Source organism: Agromyces sp. CCNWLW213, assembly GCF_037199545.1.
Taxonomy (GTDB): Bacteria; Actinomycetota; Actinomycetes; order Actinomycetales; family Microbacteriaceae; genus Agromyces.
Window position 1 is genome coordinate 92,347 of sequence record NZ_JBBBDX010000008.1, and the last position, 19,137, is coordinate 111,483.

Annotated in this window: 15 protein-coding genes and 1 pseudogene; 5 read left to right on the forward strand and 11 right to left on the reverse strand. The window is 73.3% G+C overall.

Translation table 11 applies throughout. The annotated features are described in order from the left end of the window. Window positions 1–93: 93 nt before the first annotated feature. Window positions 94–1,047, reverse strand: a pseudogene (gene pip / locus WBQ80_RS14525) (prolyl aminopeptidase); the annotation flags it as partial. Between the two features lie 123 nt (window positions 1,048–1,170). Between pip and WBQ80_RS14530 the strand changes: the two are divergent. Genes WBQ80_RS14530 through WBQ80_RS14540 form a run of 3 tightly spaced genes read left to right on the forward strand, consistent with a single transcriptional unit; the run spans window position 1,171 to window position 2,966 of the window. Then, window positions 1,171–1,665, forward strand: a complete 495-nt coding sequence (locus WBQ80_RS14530; protein WP_336571817.1) for a DUF427 domain-containing protein — start codon at window positions 1,171–1,173, stop codon at window positions 1,663–1,665. 47 nt (window positions 1,666–1,712) lie between these two features. Beyond that, window positions 1,713–2,726 carry a malate dehydrogenase gene (locus WBQ80_RS14535; protein WP_336571816.1) on the forward strand — a complete coding sequence of 338 codons (1,014 nt, stop codon included), beginning with the start codon at window positions 1,713–1,715 and terminating at the stop codon, window positions 2,724–2,726. 42 nt (window positions 2,727–2,768) lie between these two features. Beyond that, on the forward strand, window positions 2,769–2,966 hold the full coding sequence (locus WBQ80_RS14540; RefSeq protein ID WP_337282590.1) for an HPP family protein: 198 nt from the start codon (window positions 2,769–2,771) through the stop codon (window positions 2,964–2,966). A gap of 60 nt (window positions 2,967–3,026) precedes the next feature. Here the strand turns inward: WBQ80_RS14540 and WBQ80_RS14545 are convergent, their stop codons facing one another. The 3 genes from WBQ80_RS14545 to recQ all read right to left on the reverse strand — a co-directional run bounded on the left by WBQ80_RS14545 (window position 3,027) and on the right by recQ (window position 7,837). After that, window positions 3,027–5,147, reverse strand: coding sequence for an acyl-CoA dehydrogenase family protein (locus WBQ80_RS14545; RefSeq protein ID WP_336571815.1), 2,121 nt, complete (start codon window positions 5,145–5,147; stop codon window positions 3,027–3,029). Between the two features lie 205 nt (window positions 5,148–5,352). Further along, window positions 5,353–5,784: a hypothetical protein gene (locus WBQ80_RS14550; RefSeq protein ID WP_336571814.1), complete on the reverse strand. Its 432-nt coding sequence runs from the start codon at window positions 5,782–5,784 to the stop codon at window positions 5,353–5,355. Window positions 5,785–5,962: 178 nt separating this feature from the next. Continuing rightward, on the reverse strand, window positions 5,963–7,837 hold the full coding sequence (recQ, locus tag WBQ80_RS14555; RefSeq protein ID WP_336571881.1) for a DNA helicase RecQ: 1,875 nt from the start codon (window positions 7,835–7,837) through the stop codon (window positions 5,963–5,965). 315 nt (window positions 7,838–8,152) lie between these two features. Here recQ and WBQ80_RS14560 point away from each other — a divergent pair, with 315 nt between their 5' ends. Continuing rightward, on the forward strand, window positions 8,153–8,854 hold the full coding sequence (locus WBQ80_RS14560; RefSeq protein WP_336571813.1) for an SDR family NAD(P)-dependent oxidoreductase: 702 nt from the start codon (window positions 8,153–8,155) through the stop codon (window positions 8,852–8,854). 25 nt (window positions 8,855–8,879) lie between these two features. On the opposite strand, the gene WBQ80_RS14565 is transcribed toward WBQ80_RS14560, so the two are convergent. The 4 genes from WBQ80_RS14565 to WBQ80_RS14580 all read right to left on the reverse strand — a co-directional run bounded on the left by WBQ80_RS14565 (window position 8,880) and on the right by WBQ80_RS14580 (window position 13,140). Continuing rightward, window positions 8,880–9,584 carry a copper resistance CopC family protein gene (locus WBQ80_RS14565; protein WP_336571812.1) on the reverse strand — a complete coding sequence of 235 codons (705 nt, stop codon included), beginning with the start codon at window positions 9,582–9,584 and terminating at the stop codon, window positions 8,880–8,882. A gap of 1 nt (window position 9,585) precedes the next feature. Further along, entirely contained in the window at window positions 9,586–10,320 is a 735-nt protein-coding gene (locus WBQ80_RS14570) for a YcnI family copper-binding membrane protein (RefSeq protein ID WP_336571811.1), read from the reverse strand. 96 nt (window positions 10,321–10,416) lie between these two features. Continuing rightward, window positions 10,417–11,046: a hypothetical protein gene (locus WBQ80_RS14575; protein ID WP_336571810.1), complete on the reverse strand. Its 630-nt coding sequence runs from the start codon at window positions 11,044–11,046 to the stop codon at window positions 10,417–10,419. Window positions 11,047–11,136: 90 nt separating this feature from the next. Beyond that, window positions 11,137–13,140, reverse strand: a complete 2,004-nt coding sequence (locus WBQ80_RS14580) for a bifunctional metallophosphatase/5'-nucleotidase (protein ID WP_336573566.1) — start codon at window positions 13,138–13,140, stop codon at window positions 11,137–11,139. 241 nt (window positions 13,141–13,381) lie between these two features. Here WBQ80_RS14580 and WBQ80_RS14585 point away from each other — a divergent pair, with 241 nt between their 5' ends. Beyond that, complete coding sequence (locus WBQ80_RS14585) at window positions 13,382–14,335, forward strand: EamA family transporter (RefSeq protein ID WP_336573565.1); 954 nt, start codon at window positions 13,382–13,384, stop codon at window positions 14,333–14,335. A gap of 26 nt (window positions 14,336–14,361) precedes the next feature. Here WBQ80_RS14585 and WBQ80_RS14590 read toward each other — a convergent pair whose 3' ends face one another. The 3 genes from WBQ80_RS14590 to WBQ80_RS14600 all read right to left on the reverse strand — a co-directional run bounded on the left by WBQ80_RS14590 (window position 14,362) and on the right by WBQ80_RS14600 (window position 19,126). Beyond that, window positions 14,362–17,019 carry a DEAD/DEAH box helicase gene (locus WBQ80_RS14590; RefSeq protein ID WP_336572822.1) on the reverse strand — a complete coding sequence of 886 codons (2,658 nt, stop codon included), beginning with the start codon at window positions 17,017–17,019 and terminating at the stop codon, window positions 14,362–14,364. A 258-nt stretch (window positions 17,020–17,277) separates the two neighbouring features. Continuing rightward, window positions 17,278–18,027 (reverse strand): DUF1353 domain-containing protein, encoded by a 750-nt coding sequence (locus WBQ80_RS14595; RefSeq protein WP_336572821.1) that lies wholly within the window; start codon window positions 18,025–18,027, stop codon window positions 17,278–17,280. Window positions 18,028–18,205: 178 nt separating this feature from the next. Continuing rightward, on the reverse strand, window positions 18,206–19,126 hold the full coding sequence (locus WBQ80_RS14600) for an AEC family transporter (RefSeq protein WP_336572820.1): 921 nt from the start codon (window positions 19,124–19,126) through the stop codon (window positions 18,206–18,208). Window positions 19,127–19,137 lie beyond the last annotated feature (11 nt).

Sequence of the window (19,137 nt, forward strand, 5' to 3'; positions counted from 1 at the left end):
GTCCTCGTCCTCGTCCGCATCGGCCGGCTCGTCGTCCGCGTCCTCCGCCGGCCGCTCGGCGGCCGGATCATCGTCGAGACCTGCTCGATCCGCCTCGGCGAACCGGTCGGTCGCGGCGATGAGCGCCGCCAGGATGCCCGGCTCGTCGAACGCGTGACCGGCATCGTCGATGATGCGCAGCTCGGCTTCGGGCCAGGCCCGGTGCAGGTCCCACGCGGTCATCATCGGGGTGCACATGTCGTAGCGGCCCTGCACGATGACCGCCGGGATGCCCCGGAGCCGGCCGACGTCGCGGATGAGCTGGCCCTCCTCCCACCATCCCCCGTGCCGGAAGTAGTGGTTCTCGATGCGGGCGAACGCGGTGGCGTACTCGGGCGAGGTGAACCGCGCGATGGTCTCGGCCTGCGGGAGCAGCGTGATGGTCGACGACTCCCAGCGCGACCACGCGATCGCCGCCGGTTGGTGCACCGCCGGATCGGGATCGGCGAGCAGGCGACCGTACGCCTCGATCAGGTGCGCGCGCTCGGCGTACGGCACGGGCGCGAGGAAGTCCTCCCAGAGGTCGGGGAAGACGGCGGACGCGCCGCCCTCGTAGAACCAGTCGAGCTCCTGGCGGCGAAGCGTGAAGATGCCGCGCAGCACGAGCTCCGTGACGCGTTCCGGATGGGTCTCGGCGTACGCGAGGGCGAGCGCGCTGCCCCACGACCCGCCGAAGACCTGCCAGCGGTCGATGCCGAGGTGCCCGCGCAGCCGCTCCATGTCGGCGATGAGGTGCCACGTGGTGTTCGCGGAGAGGTCGGCGCCCGGCTCGGACGCGTGGGGGATCGAGAAGCCGCAGCCGCGCTGGTCGAACAGCACGATCCGGTACTTCGCCGGGTCGAACAGTCGCCGGTGGGTCGGCGTCGTCCCGCCCCCCGGGCCGCCGTGCAGGAACACGACGGGCCTGCCCTCGCGGTTGCCCGACACCTCCCAGTAGATGTGCTGGCCGTCGCCCACGTCGAGCATGCCCGTCTCGAGCGGCTCGATCTCCGGATACAGGTCCCTCATGCTTCCCCCCTGCCGGTCACGCTATCGACCGGCGGATGCCGCCGCCCGGCGGCGCGCCGCTCCGGATGCCGCGGTGGCATCCGTCATGGCCCCTTCCCAGTATCGCCGCATACCGTGTCGCGCATGAAACCGGTTCCCGACCCAGTGCGCCCCGGGCAGGAGTCCGTCTGGGACTACCCGCGCCCGCCGCGCGTCGAGCACGTGGACGTGCGGATCACCATCGACCTCGGCGGCGAGCGCATCGCCGACACGCGCGACGTCGTGCGCGTCCTCGAGACGAGCCATCCGCCGGTCTACTACCTGCCCGTCGCCGCCTTCGCCGACGGTGCGCTGACGCCGGCAGCCGGCTCGTCGTTCTGCGAGTTCAAGGGCGCCGCCCGGTACCTCAGCGTGCACGGCGGCGGCCGCACCGCTGAGCGGGCCGCGTGGAACTACCCCTCGCCGTCGCCCGGGTTCGAGGCGCTCCGCGACCGGGTCGCCGTGTACGCGGGGCCGATGGACGCGTGCACGGTCGACGGCGAGCGCGTCTCGCCGCAGCCCGGCTCGTTCTACGGCGGCTGGGTCACCTCGAACCTCGCCGGACCGTTCAAGGGCGTCCCCGGCAGCATGGGCTGGTGAGGCGCCGAGCGGATGTCGCGTCGCGGCGCCCGGCGTAGGCTCGCCTCATGAGTCGCACTCCCGTCACCATCACGATCACGGGCGCCGGCGGGCAGATCGGCTACGCGCTGCTGTTCCGGATCGCCTCCGGGGCGATGCTCGGGGCCGAGACCCCGGTGCGGCTCAACCTGCTCGAGATCCCGCAGGGCATCCGGGCGGCCGAGGGCGCGGCGCTCGAGCTGCAGGACTCCGCGTTCCCCCTGCTCGCGCACGTCGAGGTCACCGACGATGCGGCCGCGGCGTTCGAGGGCGCGAACGTGGCGCTGCTCGTCGGAGCACGCCCTCGCACCGCCGGCATGGAGCGCGGCGACCTGCTGCAGGCGAACGGCGGCATCTTCGGGCCCCAGGGCCGCGCGATCAACGATCACGCCGCCGACGACGTGCGCGTCGCCGTCGTGGGCAACCCGGCGAACACGAATGCGCTCATCGCGGCCTCGCACGCCCCCGACGTCCCGAGGGACCGCTTCACCGCGCTCACGCGGCTCGACCACAACCGCGCCCTCGGGCAGCTCGCGGGCGCGCTCGGCGCACCGGTCGGCGGCATCCGCGGCATCACGATCTGGGGCAACCACTCCGCGACCCAGTTCCCGGATGTGGCGCACGCGACGGCCGACGGCGACCCCGTGCCCGCGCTGCTCGCCGCCCGCACGGGCGGGACCGAGGCGGCGCGCGCCTGGCTCGTCGACGAGTTCATCCCGCGGGTCGCCCGGCGCGGCGCGGAGATCATCGAGGTGCGCGGGTCGTCATCGGTGGCCTCGGCCGCCTCGGCGACCATCGACCACGTGCGCGACTGGGTGCTGGGCACGGGCGACCGCGGCTGGACGAGCGCGGCGCTGTGGTCGAACGGCGAGTACGGCGTCGCCGAGGGCGTGATCTCGTCGTTCCCCGTCGTCTCCGAGGGCGGCGAATGGACGGTCGTCGAGGGCCTCGGCGTCGACGCCTTCGCCCGCGAGCGCATCGACGCGTCGGTCGCCGAGCTCGTCGACGAGCGCGAGGCGGTCCGCGCGCTCGGCCTGCTCTGACCCGGCGACGGAGGCCTCCGCGGCGCGCCTACGCTGGACCCCATGGCCGCACGCGAACCGATGTCCCCCGCACGCCGACGGCAGCTGATCGTCGGTCTCGTCGTCGGCGTGCTCGTCGGCCTCGGCGTCAGCCTCTGGACCGGGTTCTGGCTCTGGCTCGCGACCGGGATCGCGGTCGGCCTCGCGGCGGGCGCGATCATGAAGCCGCCCGGCGAGGACGACGCACCGCCGCGGCGGTGAAGCCGAGCACGACGACGGGCCGGGCGCACCAGCGCCCGGCCCGCATGCGGCATCCGGCGACTACCGCTTGACGGTCTTCTCCGGGACGGGGAGCGTGCCCGCCTCGCGCTGCGCGGCGTAGTAGGCGCGCGCTTCGTCCTGGCGCTCCTGCTCGGCGCCCGACGCGATCGCCGCGCGCAGGTGCGCCTGCTCGTACCCGAACGCGTCCACGAGGTCGAGCGCGTACGGCCGGAGCCGCTCGATCAGGCGGTCGATGTACGCCGTCACGGCCTGGGCGCGCTGCGACGAGAGCCGGCCGTGGATCAGGTACCACGCGAGGTGCCTCTCGACGAGGCCGAGGCCGAACAGGTCGCGCACCCACGTCAGCACCTGGCGCGTGCCCTCGTGCTCGGTGCGGTGCAGCGCGCGGGTGAACGCCTCCCACTGGAGGAGCTCGGCGTGCGCGCGGGCCGCCTCGATGAGCTCGTTCTGGTTGCGGTTGAACGCCGCGGCGGCCTCGGCCTTCGACAGCTTGCGCGCGTCGCGCAGCCGACCGGCGATCTCGGCGATCATCGCCTCGACGCGGTCGGTGAGCAGCTCGCGCTGGGTCTCCTCGTCGCGCAGGTCGACGACCGACCGCGCGGTCGAGCCGAAGTCGGCGACCGTCTGGGCGAGACGGCGGAGCCCCACGCCGTGCATCGCGCGGTCGGCCGCCTGGGCGGCGACGTAGCGCGCCATGACGCCCACGCCGGCCTTGCGGAACTGCGCGGAGTAGTCGGTGAGCAGGCGCTTGGCGACCAGCTGGAGCAGCACGTTGTTGTCGCCCTCGAAGGTGACGTAGATGTCGAGGTCCTGGCGCAGCCCGACGAGCCGGTTCTCGGCGAGGAAGCCCGCACCGCCGCAGGCCTCGCGGGCCTCCTGGAGGGTCTCGAGCGCGTGCCACGTCGACAGGGGCTTCAGGGCCGCCGCCATGGTCTCGAGGTCCTGCCGGTCGTCGTCGGTGTCGGCCGCGCCCGAGAACACCGCGTCGAACTTCACGAGGAACTCGTCGTGCGCGAAGAACTGCGCGTACGTGGTCGCGAGCTTCGGCAGCAGGCGGCGCTGGTGGCGCTGGTAGTCGAGCAGCACCTCCTCGTCGGTGTCGCTCCCGGCGTTGAACTGCCGGCGCTGCGTGCCGTACGTGATCGCGATGTCGAGGGCCATGGCGGATGCCGCGGTCGCGGCGCCGTCGAGCGAGACCCGGCCCTGCACGAGCGTGCCGAGCATCGTGAAGAAGCGGCGCCCGGGGCTCGCGATGGGGCTCGAGTACGTGCCGTCGGCGGCGACGTCGCCGTAGCGGTTGAGCAGGTTCTCGCGGGGGACCCGGACGTTCGTGAAATGGAGGCGGCCGTTGTCGATGCCGTTGAGGCCGCCCTTGAGGCCGTCGTCCTCACCGCCGATGCCGGGGAGGAAGTCGCCGTTCCCGTCGCGGAGCGGCACGTAGAACGCGTGGACGCCGTGGTTCACGCCCTTGGTGACGAGCTGCGCGAACACGACGGCGGCGATGCCGTGCAGCGCCGCGTTGCCCAGGTAGTCCTTCCAGGCGCCGCGGAACGGGGTGTGCAGCACGAACGACTCGGACTCGGGGTCGTAGGTCGCCGTCGTGCCGATCGACGCGACGTCGGACCCGTGCCCCGTCTCGGTCATGGCGAAGGCGCCGGGCACCTCGAGCGACATGATGCCGGGGAGGTACTTCTCGTGGTGGCTGCTCGTGCCGAGGTGGAGCACGGCCGCGCCGAACAGGCCCCACTGCACGCCGGACTTGATCTGGAGGCTGGGGTCGGCCAGCACGAGCTCCTCGAACGCGGCGATGTTCCCGCCGTGGTCGTCGGCCCCGCCGAGCTCCTTCGGGAACGCCTTCTGGATGGCGCCGGACTCGACGAGGAGCTTCAGCTGCCCGAGCACGCGGTCGCGATGCTCGGCCATCGTCTGGCCCTCGATGCGCTGGAACTCGGGCTGCGCCGCGCGTGCCCGCGCCTCGAGGCGGATGTCGGCCCACGTGCCGAGGAGCTGGCGGCCGAGGGCCGCGACGTCGACGACCGGCGCCGCCTGCGCGTCGATCGGGGTGTTCGCGGGGGTGGCCTGGGAGGCGCGCTCCGGGGTCGCCGGGCGCTCGACCTTCGGCGCGGGGGTGGTATCGGTTCGTGATGCCGTGTCGACCATCGTCGGTTCGTCCTTCGTACGCGGGATCTGGGCTTCCTCTCACGCTATGGCGGGCGCGACGACGGCCGAAAAAGTGCGTCAGCGGCCTACAAACGGGCGCGCGACGGATGCGACGCGGACTGTGGAGAGATACAAACCGGCGGTCGGCTCACGTTGGACTATCCACAACGGCGGTGACGCTCCCCACGAACCCGCCGCAGGCGGCTCACGTGGTGGACGCGGCGGTGGCGCCCTCGAAGAACCGCGTGGCCTTCGGGGTCCAGAGCAGGATGAGCAGCACGACGGAGACGGCGAGACCGAACCACTCCCCCACCACGGAGGGGTCGCCCATATAGGCGACGGCCATGAACAGCGAACCGATGATCGACAGCACCTGGAGCACCGTCACGACGAGGCGCGTCGGCGCGCTGCCCACGAGCAGGCCGCGCGCGAGCACCGCGGTGATCAGGCCCAGCAGGATCGAGGCGATGGCCGCGGTCATGAGCCCGCCGGCGCCGCCGAAGTTCGCGACGACCTCCTCGTTGGGCAGGAGGAAGAACAGGAGGATGCCGGAGATCAGGTCGATCGCTCCGGCGAGCAGGGCCAGGCCGCCGATGACGGTGATCGTGACCGGCCGGTTCACCTGGGCTTCGGACATGTCGGCTCCTCCTCCAGCTCGCGTCGGCGCGGCCTGTGGTTGCGAGGGTAGCGAGCACGGTCCGGCGGCGGTGGACCGAAGGTCCCGCGCCCAGGCGTCGGACCGAAGGTCCCCTGCCCAGGCGTCGCGAGGTCGTGGCCCGTTCGAGCCGCCGGTCGGACGCGTCGGCCGGCGCGGGTCAGCGGTCGTGCTCGGCGACCACGCGGATCAGGGCCTCGCCGTACGCCTCGCGCTTCTTCGCCCCGATGCCCGGGACGCCGTCGAGCTCGCCCAGCGCGGAGGGCCGCGCCGCCGCGACCGCGCGCAGCGTCGCATCGCCGAACACGATGTACGCGGGGACGCCCTGCTCGCGGGCCTCCGCGGCCCGCCACGCGCGCAGCGCCTCGAACAGCTCGGCAGCGGCCGGCTCGAGGTCGGCCGCGGCGGGTGCCGCCGAGCGCGCGGATCGCGAGGCCCGGACCGGGCGCTCGGCCTCGGTGCGGAACGCGACCGACCGATCGCCCGAGAGCACGGCCGCCGAGGCATCCGTCAGGGTCAGCACGCCGTACTCGCCGACCGTCTGCAGCAGCCCCTGGGCGAGCAATTGCCGGATGACGCCGCGCCAGCGCTGCTCGGAGAGGTCGTCGCCGATCGCCCAGGTCGCGAGGCGGTCGTGCCCGTACTGCTCGACCCGGGGAGTCCGCCTGCCCCGGAGGATGTCGACGAGGTGGCCGGCGCCGAAGCGCTGGCCGCGCTCGCGCTGCAGCCGGACGATGGTCGACATGAGCTTCTGCGATGCCACCGTGCCGTCCCACGACTCGGGCGGCTCGAGGCACGTGTCGCAGTTGCCGCAGGGCCGGCTGTCCTCGCCGAAGTAGCCGAGCAGGTTCTGCCGGCGGCACTGCACCGTCTCGCAGAGCGCGAGCATCGCGTCGAGGTGCGCCGCGAGCCGGCGCCGGTGCGCGAGGTCGCCCGGGCTCTCGTCGATCATGCGGCGCTGCTGGACCACGTCCTGCAGGCCGTACGCGAGCCAGGCCGTGGCCGGCAGTCCGTCGCGGCCCGCGCGACCGGTCTCCTGGTAGTAGCCCTCGACCGACTTGGGCAGGTCGACGTGCGCGACGAACCGCACGTCGGGCTTGTCGATGCCCATGCCGAACGCGATCGTGGCGACGACGACCACGCCGTCCTCGCGGAGGAAGCGCTCCTGCGTACGACGGCGGAGCCCAGCGTCGAGACCCGCGTGGTACGGCATCGCGTCGACGCCGTTCGACGCGAGGAAGGACGCGAGCTTCTCGGTGCTCGCCCGAGACAGCGCGTACACGATGCCCGGGACCGGACGGCCATCGGCGTCGCGCCCCTCGGTGCGGACGAAGTCGAGCAACTGCCGCCGGACGTCGAGCTTCGGGGCGATGCGGTACTGGATGTTGGGTCGATCGAAGCTCGAGACGAAGTGCCGCGCCTCGCCGAGCGAGAGCCGCTCGGTGATCTCGCGATGCGTCGCCTCGGTCGCCGTGGCGGTGAGGGCGATGCGCGGCACATCGGGCCAGCGTTCCGCGAGCTCGGCGAGCGCGAGGTAGTCGGGCCGGAAGTCATGGCCCCACTGGGCGACGCAGTGCGCCTCGTCGATCGCGAAGAGGGCGATCGTGCCGCGCTCGAGGAAGCGCTTCGTCTGCTCGGAGCCGAGTCGCTCGGGGGCCACGTAGAGCAGGTCGAGCTCACCGGCGAGGTACGCGCGCTCGACCTGCGCTCGCTCGGCGGGCGACTGGGAGGAGTTGAGGTAGCCGGCGCTGACGCCGTTGCGCACGAGCGCATCGACCTGGTCGTGCATGAGGGCGATGAGCGGCGAGACGACGACGCCCGTGCCCTCACGCAGGAGCGACGGGACCTGGTAGCACAGGCTCTTGCCCCCGCCCGTGGGCATGAGGACGACCGCGTCGCCTCCAGCCGCGACGTGCTCGATGATCGCGGCCTGCTCGCCGCGGAACGCGTCGTAGCCGTAGACGGTGCGGAGCGCCTCGAGCGGGGAGGCGAACCGCGGCGGAGCGGCGGCCGGGACGCCGCCGGCGCGCGGCATCCGCTCACCCGCGAGCCCGGCGGCGGAGCCGCCCGACACCGGCTCGGAGGGCGGCGGAGGCGCCCACTCGTCGTCGGGCGGGACGAGCTCGTCCGGGTTCCACGGCGCCTCGTCCCACGCGGGGGCGAGGGCCGAGTCGGGCTCGTCGTTCCAGGTCACCCGTCGACCCTACCCGCCGCCTCGGACGGCGCGCCCGGCGGACGGACGACCACCGGGCGGCGGCGGTCGACGCGGGTGTGGAGGAACGGTGGGCGCCGGGTGCGAGAGTGCTGGGAACGCGCGCGCGGCGGCATCGGCCCGACCTACGCTCTCTGCATGACACGGATCGACGGCACCCGCGCGCTCGTCGTCGGCGCGACCGGCGTGCTCGGCAACCTGATCGCCGAACGGCTCGCTGCGGGCGGCGCCCGCGTCGCCCTGAGCGGACGCGACGAGGCCCGCCTCGGCGCACGCGCCGGCGCCGACACCGTCATCGCGGTCGACCTGACCGACGAGACCGCCCCCGAGGCGATCGTCGGTCGCGCCGTCGAGGCGCTGGGCGGAGTCGACGTGATCGTGCTCGCGGCCGGAGTCGTGGGCTTCGACTCGGTGGCCGAGACCGCCGAGCAGGACCTCGAGACGCTGTTCACCGTCAACGCGCTCGCGCCCATGCGGATCGTCTCCGCGGCGCTCCCGGCGCTGCGCGATTCGGCGGCGGCCGGCCGGGAGCCGGTCGTGCTCGCCCTCACGGGCATCGTCGCCGAGCTGCCCACCGCGGGACTCGCGAGCTACTCCGCCTCCAAGGCGGCGCTCTCGGCGTACCTCACCGCCGCCGGTCGCGAGCTCCGGCGCAGCGGCATCCGCCTGCTCGACGCACGACCGGGCCACACCGAGACGGGCCTCGCCGGACGGCCCATGTTCGGCACCGCGCCGAAGTTCCCGGCGGGACACGACCCCGCGGCCGTGGCCGACCGGCTCGTGCGGGCGATCGCCGACGGAGAGAGCGCCCTGCCGCCGGACGCGTTCCGCGGGACCTGATCCCGGAACCGCGCCCGGCGGGGCGTCAGCGCCCGTCCCGGGGCTCGTCGCCGGGAGCGGACGCTTCGGCGGCGCCGGCCGCCGACGACTCCTCGGGCGCAACGTCGGTCGCGGCGTCCGGCCCCGGGCGTCGCCGGGTCAGGGCGAACGCCGCCACGCCGGCTGCGAGCACGGCGATGACCGCACCCGCGATCCACACGGCATCGCCGGCGCCGGATGCCGCGGCGTCCGAGGTCTCGTCGGCCTCGCCCCCGGCGGAACCGGCGTCCACGCCGGCGTCACCGCCGGATGCCGCGCCGCATGCCGCCTCGGCCGAGCCCTGGGCGACGGCCTCGCCGTCGGCCGGAGCCCAGTCGAATGCGAAGTCGCCGGTGATCGGGTGCCCATCGGCCGAGACGACCCGCCAGGCCACCGTGTACTCGCCCGCCGGCCCCAGGTCGGCGGGAGCACTCGCGATCGCGCCGTCGACGGTCGGGCACCCCGTCGCGTAGTGCCGGCCGTCGGGGCCGATGACGTCGAGCGCCGTGGCCCCGTCGAGGTCGAGCAGCGCGTCGTTGGTCTCGATCCAGACCTCGCCGGGCTGGGCCGAGATCCTCGAGTCAGCCTCGGGCCCCTCGTCGATCACCGAATTGTGGGCGAAGGCGGGGACCGGCGCGGCGAGGGCCGCCCAGGCGAGCGCGAGCGCGGACGCCGCGGCCGCGGCGGTCGTTCGGATGGACGCGGCCGACATGTCAGGACCTCGTCCCGCGCCGGGCGGCGACGGCCAGGACGACGCCCACGACGCCGACCGCCAGCCCCGCGATGCCGACGACCCGGGCGAGCACGTCGACCGACGCGTCCGACGCGGCGGTCGCCGTCGCATCCGTCGCCCCGTCGCCCGCGGTGTCGGCCTGTTCCTCGTCAGCGCCGTGGCCGTGCGCGTCGCCCTCGGCCGGCCCCACCTCGATCGCGGGGGCCGGGAACTCCGGCTCGGCACCGTCTGCGGCCGACTCGCTCCAGTCGTTCTCGCCCTCGACGCACGTCTGGAGCACGGGGAACTCGAGCCGCTCGCCCTCGGCGTCCTCCGGCAGGAGCACCTGGATCTCGAACGAGTCGCGGTAGCCGTCCTCGATGGGCGCGCCGGGCGTGTACACGACCTGGCCCACGCGCTCGGTGACGGTCGTGCCGTGCGCGCCCTCGGCGGGCTCGTCGAGTTCGACCATGACCTTCTCGACGGTCCAGCCCTCCTTCAGGGTGGGCGTGACCGACAGGATGGATTCGGGGATCCCGACGGCGAACGACGTGGTCGGCGAGCCGTCGCAGCCGTGGCCCGACGCGAACTCGAGCACGGTGTACGAGCCGGCGGCCGGGTCGTCGGGGGTCACCACGACGTGCGCCTGCGCGGCCGTCGGGCCGGCCAGGGCGAGCAGGACGCCGGCGCCGAGGGCGGACGCCGCGATGGATGCGGAACGGGTGATGGAACGCATGGATCTTCTCTCGTCTGGATGCGAGCGCAGGGCCGATGGACGGCGGAGTGGTTCGGTGCGCCCGCGCTTGCGGGTTCGGGGTCGTCCCGCGGCCGGTCAGGCCGCGACGGACGACGCCGGCGGTCCGCGATGCCGCTGCGACGAGAGGAGGACGAGGGCGAGCGCCGGGGCACTCCCGCGGACGGCAGGGATCCGGTGACGGACGGAGGCGGCGACCGGAAGCCCGGCGACGACCTCGGCGAGCAGCCGCAGTCCGCGGACGGCCGTGTCGAACGCGGTCGCGACCGCGCGCGCAGCCCGGCCGAGCAGTGCGAGCGCGATGACGGTGAGCGCGGCGGCGGCCACGTGGGCGACCGGCATCGCGACGGCGTGCCCGTGGTCGAGGAAGAGGATCGACGGGCTCGCATCCGCCCGGGTGGCGAGGGACGGCGCACCGTGCGCGGCGTGGCCGCCGACGGATGCCGCCGTGCCGCCGCCGGCCGTGCCGAGCGCGTAGAACAGGTGCAGGGCCGCCTGGGCGACGATCGCCCCGACCGACGCCCGCAGCACCGGCATCCGCTCGCCCGACAGCACCATCGCGAGGGGCGTCGAGAAGGCGAGGGCCAGCGCGATCGCGATCACGCCGGGAGGCGTGCCGCCGCCGACCGTGTGCGCGACCGAAGCCGCCAGCGTCGCGAACGCGGCGACGGCCGCGCCGCGCGCCGCGCGTGCACCTCGGGGACTCACGCGTCCAGCCTAATCGGGGCGGCCTGGAGGGTCGACCGGAGGGTCGCACGACGAAGGGCCGGGCACCGAGGTGCCCGGCCCTTCATGCGCTCAGAGCGGCAGGACGAACGAGCTCGTCGTGCCGGTCGGCGTCGTGATCACGAAGCGGGACTCCGCGGTCGCGCCCGCGGGAACGGCGAACGACACGGTGGCCCGGCCGATCTCGTCGTACGTCGGCGGAGTCGGGAACGACGCGTCGACCGTGGCGGTGTCGAGTTCGACACCGTCGAGCGAGACCGTGACCGTGCCCGCCTTCGGCTCGGTCGTGCTGAAGTCGAGCGACGACAGGTTCACCGTCGCCGTGTCGCCCACGACGCTCACCACGTCGACGCCGACCGCGCGCTGCGCGTAGTCGGGAGTGACGGTGCCGAATGTCTGGAAGTAGTCCACCATGGCTGCGAGGTCGATCTTCCCGCTGTCGGCCTTGTTCACGCCCTGACGGAAGGTGACGAAGTTGTCACCGCCGGAGGCGAGGAACGAGTTCGCACCGACCAGGTAGGTCGCGCTCGGATCGAGCGGCGCACCGTTCAGGAGGATCTCGGTGATGTGCTCTCCCTGCGCGGCGGTCGGGTCATAGGTGTACGTGAGCGCCTCGTTGACGCCGAGCTTCAGGAACGGCCGCGACGCGCCCGAAGGCTGCCACTGCTCCTCGAGGATCGCCTCGATCTGCGCGCCGGTCAGCTCGAGCGTCACGAGCGTGTTCGCGAAGGACTGCACGTTCGCGGCCTCGCGGTACGTCGTGTCGCCGGCATCGATGTCGGCACGGAGACCGCCGGGATTCATGAACGTGATCTCGACGAGGTCGTCGGCCGGGCGGTCCTGATTCAGCGCCCAGAGCTGGACATCGGCGACGAGGTTCCCGAGCGTCGACTCCCCGCCGCGGTTCTCGACCAGAGCGGGCTGGCCGTTCACCGTTCCGGGCCGCTGCGCCCGGTTGAGCGCGCCCTCCGCGACGCCGATCACGACGTTGCCGAGCTCATCGGCGACGGCGGTGGCCTCCTCGACGATCGGGACGATCTCGGGGTCGGGCTCGAACAGCCACGCGGTGACGTTGTTGTTCGCGTCGAACGCGGTCGCCATCGTGTAGATGGTGTTCTCCATGGAGAGGAGGGTGTCGGTCTTGCGGTTGTAGCTGATCTCCATGTTGCTGAACCGCTCGCCGTACTGCCCGCTCGAGATGACCGGGCGACCGTCGATCACGTGGTTGTACGCCAAGTGGGTGTGGCCGGAGACGATCGCGTCGATGTTGTCGTTCGCGTTCAGCACGATCTGGCCGAAGCGGGAGTCCGGATCGGTGGCCGAGGCGAGGGTGGTGTCGGCGGCGCCCTCGTGCACGAGCATGACGACGATGTCGGCCTCGCCGTTGTTCTTCCGGCCGTCGCTGAGCTGGTCGGCGACCCGGTTGGCGGCTTCGACCGGCGAGCCGACCTCGATCTCCTCGATGCCCGACGGGCTCACGAGCGAGGGCAGTTCATCGGTGACCGCGCCGACGAAGCCGATGGTCACGCCCTGGTACGTCGCGGTCCAGTACTCGGGAAGCGCTGGATCCTGGGTCCCCTTGGTGTACACGTTGGCACCGAGGTACTCCCAGTCGGCCAGCGGCATGACGCGGTCGGTGAGGTCGGCGAAACCCTGGTCGAACTCGTGGTTGCCGACGGCGCTCACGTCGAGCCCCGCGGCATTGAGGGCCTCGATCGTGGGAACGTCCTGCTGGATGAAGGAGGTGAAGGTCGAGGCGCCGATCATGTCGCCCGCCGCGGCGAAGACGGTGTTCCGGTTCTCGGCCCGGAACGAGTCGACGGCGCTGGCGAGACGCGCGATTCCGGCGGCGGTGCCCGACTGTTCGATGCGGCCGTGGAAGTCGTTGACCGTCACCAGGTTGATGTCGACGATCTGCGCCTCATCCGCCTTCGGTGATGGAGCCGCCTGTGCCGAGGCGACTCCGCCGAGGGCGAGCGCCGCGACGGTCGCCGTGGCGACGGCGCCGGCGGCAAGGCGCCCGCGCGTCCGGGTCGTGACGCGGGCGGTGCCCGCGCCGGGGGAACGTTGCTGCATTGCGTGATCTCCTCTGCAAGACGGATGCCGGCCCCCGCGCATCGCGTTCCCCGGCGTCGCACGCACCGCCCGTCGTGAATCGGTCGGCACTGCTCGGCAGCCTAGGTCGCGCACCGCGGCGGGGGAAGACTCTTGATCGAGTCGTCACCTCCGGTTCAACCGAATCGGCCGATTTTGCTCACATGAGCAGTGGCGTTCGCTCAGATGCGCACCTCGAGGGCCCTCCGCCTAGGCTGAGCCGGTGCTCACCGCGGTCCTCTCCCTCACGGGCGCGCTCGTCTACGGGGCGGCCGACTTCCTCGGCGGTCTCGCGGCGAAGCGCGTGAGCGCCGTGCTCGTCACCGCGATCGCGGCGGTGGCGGGACTGACCGTGATGCTGCTCGCCCTCCCCGTGCTCGGCGGCGACTGGTCGGCGGCCGACCTCGCCTGGGGCGCGCTGTCCGGCCTCGTGGGTGCAGCCGCCATCGCGTTGCTCTACGCGAGCCTCGCGATCGGCCCGATGAGCATCCTGTCGCCGCTCACCGCCCTCATGTCGGCCGTCACGCCGATGCTCTGGGGCACGCTCGTGGGCGCAGAGCGGTTCGGGCCGATCGGCGTCTGGGGCCTCGGGCTCGCACTCGTCGCGGTCGTGCTGGTGGGATTCGTGCCGGAGCGCGGCGCCGTGCGGCCGAGCGCGAAGGGCGTCCTGCTGGCCGTCGGCTCCGGGCTCGCGATCGGCGCCTACTACATCGTGATCTCGCACACGGCCGACGAGTCGGGCGTGGTGCCGCTCGTCGCGAACCGCGTGGTGGCGGCGTCCGTGCTGTTCCTCGCGGTCGGCGTCCTGGCGCTCTCCGCACGCCCGCGCGCCGCGCGCATGCCCGCTGCGGTGGCGACGGCCGGGCCGGGGCAGGCGACGGATGCCGCGGGGCCGGACGGACGCGTCCCGCACGGCGGCCGGGCGGGACGCCGCGCGCTCCCGTCGACCGCGCTCGGGCTGGCGCTCGCGTGCGGCGTGCTCGACGCCGTCGCGAACATCCTGCTGCTGCTCGGCATCCGCGCGGGCGACCTGGCGGTCGCCGCCGTCCTCGGCGCCATGTACCCCGCGGGGACGGTCATCCTCGCGGCGATCGTGCTGCGCGAGCGCATCGCCCCGGTGCAGTGGGGCGGGCTCGTCCTCGCGCTCGCCGCCGCGGGGATGCTGGCACTGTCGTAGCACGCGCCGCGGCCGCGGCCCGCCGCTCAGAGCCGCACGACCTCCGCGATGCGCACGACGGCCGTGCCCTCCTCCGCCGACGCGACGAGGTCGACCTCGCCTCGGATGCGCCAGTCGTGGTCGCCGGCCGGATCGTCGATCGTCTGCTCGACGCGCCACACGCCGGACGCGGCATCCGTCTCGTCGATCGTCACGAGGCGCGGCGAGCGCGCGGGCCCGCCCGCGAGGATCTCGTCGTGCTCGTCGTAGTACGCGTCGAGCGCGGCGGGCCAGTCGACGTCGGGGTCGAGTTCGGCGAGCTCGTCGTCGTGCTGGAGCGCAGCGAGCTGCACACGCCGGAACAGCTCGTTGCGCACGAGCACCGTGAACGCGCGGCGGTTCGTGACGACCGAGGGCGGCGCGGGCGGCACGACGGGCGCCTCGTCCTCCGGCAGGTGCGAGGTCGGGTCCACGAGCTCCGACCACTCGTCGACGAGGCTCGAGTCGACCTGGCGCACGAGCTCACCCAGCCACTCGATGAGGTCGAGCAGCTCCTCGTCCTTCGCCTCGTCGGGCACCGTCTGCCGGATGGCCCGGAACGCGTCGGAGAGGTACCGCAGCACGAGCCCCTCGCTGCGCTGCAACTGGTAGAACGACACGTACTCGCCGAACGACATCGACCGCTCGAACATGTCGCGCACGACCGACTTGGGGCTCAGCTCGAAGTCGCGCACCCACGGCTGGCTCGCCGCGAAGGTCTCGAACGCGTGCGCGAGCAGCTCGTCGAGCGGCTTCGGCCACGTGACCTCCTCGAGCAGCGCCATCCGCTCGTCGTACTCGATGCCGTCGCGCTTCATCGCCGCGACGGCCTCGCCCCGGGCCTTGTACTGCTGCTGCGACAGGATCGGGCGCGGGTCGTCGAGCGTCGACTCGATGATCGAGACCACGTCGAGCGAGTAGTGGCCGGTGCCCTGCTCGCTCGTCTCGGGGTCGAGCAGCTCGATCGCGGCGAGCGCGAACGGCGACAGCGGCTGGTTCAGCGCGAAGTTCGGCTGCAGGTCGACCGTGAGCCGGAGCGCGACGCCGAGCGCACCGCCGTCGATCGGCGCCGAGTGATACCCGTCCCGTCGAGTGTTGGCGCTGCCGCGATATCCCTCGGCGGCACCGGGATCACTCGGCGACGCGGAACGCGCGCCATCCGTCGAGACCAACTCGACCACGCCCGCGTCGCGCAGCGTGCGGAGGATGTCGAGGGCGCGCCGCGCGAGCTCGTACCGGCGCGACCGCGACTCGTGGTTGTCGAAGACGAGCGAGCGGATGCCGCGGGCGACGTCGCCGCCGCGGCCGATCACGTTGATCAGCATCGCCGCGCTCAACTTCAGCTGGGGCTGCAGCGGCTCGGGCTCGGCGGCGATGAGCCGCTCGTACGACCCCTCGCCCCACGTGACGAAACCAGCCGGCGGCTTCTTGCGCACGACCTTCTTGAGTTTCTTCGGGTCGTCGCCGGCCTTGCGGATCGCGGTCTCGTTCTCGATCTCGTGGTCGGGCGCGAGCACGACGACGGTGCCCGCGGTGTCGTACCCGGCGCGGCCCGCCCGGCCGGCGATCTGGTGGAACTCGCGGGCGCTCAGCTGCCGCATCCGCTGCCCGTCGTACTTCGACAGCGCCGTGATGAGCACGGACCGGATGGGCACGTTGATGCCGACGCCGAGCGTGTCGGTGCCGCAGATCACGCGGAGCAGTCCGCGCTGGGCGAGCGTCTCGACGAGTCGGCGATAGCGCGGCAGCATGCCCGCGTGGTGCACGCCGATGCCGGCGCGCACGAGGCGGGACAGCGTCTTGCCGAATCCGGTCGTGAAGCGGAACCCGCCGATCGCGTCGGCGATCTCGTCGCGCTGTTCGCGCGAGACCACGCGGATCGACGAGAGCGCCTGCGCGCGCTCCATCGCGGCGGCCTGCGAGAAGTGCACGATGTACACCGGCGCCTGTCGAGTGCCGATCAACTCCTCGACGGTCTCCTGCACGGGCGTGCGCGCGTACGAGAAGTGCAGCGGCACCGGGCGCTCGACTCCCGTGACCCGCGCGGTCTCCCGTCCGGTGCGGCGCGTGAGGTCGTCGGCGATCGCCGTGACGTCGCCGAGCGTGGCCGACATGAGCACGAACTGCGCGTGCGGCAGCGTGATGAGCGGCACCTGCCACGCCCAGCCGCGATCGCCGTCGCCGTAGTAGTGGAACTCGTCCATGACGACCTGGTCGACGGGGGCGTCGGCGCCCTGCCGCAACGCGAGGTTCGCGAGGATCTCGGCCGTGCAGCAGATGATGGGCGCGTCGTGGTTGACCGAGCTGTCGCCCGTGACCATGCCGACGTTCTGCGCGCCGAAGACGTCGACGAGCTGGAAGAACTTCTCGCTCACGAGCGCCTTGATCGGCGCCGTGTAGTACGTGCGGCCCCACGGGCGTCCCGCGTCGCGGTCGGCGGCGGTGCGGGCGACGGATGCCGCGTGCGCGGCGACCGCGACGAGCGACTTGCCCGTCCCGGTCGGGGTCGAGAGGATCACGTTCGCCCCGGACACGAGTTCGATGACCGCCTCGTCCTGCGCGGGGTACAGCGCGAAGCCGCGGCGCTCGGCCCACGTCACGAACGCGTCGTACATGGCGTCGGCGTCGTACGGGCGCGGGGCGACGTCGAGCAGGGTGGGGGTCATCCGTCCGAGTCTGCCCCATGCGACCTCGCGCGGCGAACGGGAGCCCGAGACGCCGGGGCGGCGGGCGCCTCCCCCAAGACGCCCGCCGCTCCCGGCCGGTACGGGGGGAGCCGGCCGGCGCTGCCGGTTCGGGTCGGCCCTGCGCTGGCCGGCTCTCCGGTCGGGCCCACGGTGACAGTTCCCCCTGCAGTCCGTGGTGCGCGACCGAGGTCAACGGTACGGATGCCGGGCTCCGGTTGCCTCAGGGTCAACCCTGAATCACGGCCGTTCCGTGCGGGGCCGCGCGACGGTGGGGCGCACGACGGACCCCGGGTCGCCCCCCGTGAACACCTCGACCGCGGCCTCGACGAGCCGGAACGGCACGAGCGCGACGACGTGCGCGAGGAGCAGCGGGCCGAATGCGGCGAGCGGGTACGTCAGCACGAGCACGAGGGGCGCGAGGCCGCGCCACGGCAGGGCGGCGACCGCCGGCACGAGCGCGAGTGCGAGCCACCACGGCCCGGCCAGCACCGCGAGCACGACGGATGCCGCCACCACGAGCACCCCGAGGCCGACCTGGCCGAGCAGCATCAGGCCCGCCGCACCCGCGTACGCCCGCTCGCGATCCGCCGAGACCCAGGCCCACATGAGCCACGCCCGCATTCGGGGCACGCCCTGCTCGAGGAGGGCCCGGCGGAAGACGAGGTCGTCGTCGCGGCGCTGCAGCAGGGCGCGCCGGGGGTCGCCGAGCGCGTCGGCCGCGAGCGACTGCGCGTCGTGCAGCACGGCCGGCGCCGACTGGCGGCCGTAGCTCGCGATGAATCCCCACAGGGGACTCGGCACCGAGGCGAGGTCGGTGACGCCCGCGGGCGCCGGGCCCTCCCCCGCCGCCGGCGCCCGATACCGGCGTCCCGACACGGGATCGACGTAGACGACGGCGTCCCGCACCTCGAAGCGGTACCCGTCGGCGGGTCGCTGGGCGAGCAGCAGCTCGTCGAGCGGGGCGCCGTCGTCGCGCAGGAAGGGCATGCGGCCTCCTTCGGGTCACCGCCCATCCTGCCGTGCCCCGGCGTCGGCCGGCGGTCCGCGGCCCCGGGCGGGTCGCGTTCGCAGGACCGGAGGTGGCAGGGGCCCGCATGCGGCTGCGCCGCGCGTCCCATCCTGCGAACTCCCGGCCCGAGGCCCGCGTCAGCCGGCCGCCCCGGCCTCAACCGAGCAGCAGCGACACCGCGAACAGCACGGGGACCGAGCCCAACGTCGTGAGGAACACGGTGTCGCGCGCCATGACCTCGGCGGTCTCGTACCGCTGCGCGAAGACGAACACGTTCTGCGCCGTCGGCAGCGCCGCCAGCACGGTGACGGCGTACAGCTCGCGCCCCTCGAGGCCGAAGGCGAACGCGCCGACCGCCCACGCCACCGCCGGCATCGCGAGGAGCTTGAGGGCCGAGGCGAGCAGCACGTCGCGCAGGCCCGACCCCGGCTCGAACATGCGCTGCCCGTGCAGCGAGAGCCCGTAGGCGATGAGCATGAGCGGCACGGCCGCCTGGCCGATGAGCTGCACGGGGTCCATCACGATCGCCGGGAGCTCGATGCCCGACAGGGCCACGAGCACGCCGAGCAGCGAGCCGACGATGATCGGGTTGGTGGTGGTCGACCGCAGGATGCCGCGCACCGAGGTGCGCCCCTCGGCCGATGCGCCGAGCACGGCGAGCGCGATCGGCGCGAACACGAGCAGCTGCAGCAGCACGACCGGCGCGGAGTAGGCGGCGTCGCCGAGCAGGTAGAGCGCGATCGGGATGCCGATGTTGTTGCTGTTCACGTACCCCGATGCGAGCGCGCCGATCGTGGTCCGGGCGACGCCGCGTCGCAGCAGCGCGACGGAGACGACGGCGAAGGCGAGCATCATCGTGACGGCGGCGATCGCCGACACGGGCAGGAGCGACGAGAAGAGGCGGCCGACATCCGCCGTCGCCAGCACCGAGAAGAGCAGGAACGGCGCGAGCACGCTGAAGTTCAGCCGGGCGAGCACCGTCCGGGCCTCCGGGCGCAGCACGCCCGTCCGTGCCGCGATCCAGCCGACGAGGATGGCGAGCGAGATGACGGCGAATCCCGTGAGGATCTCGATCACGGGGCGGGCGT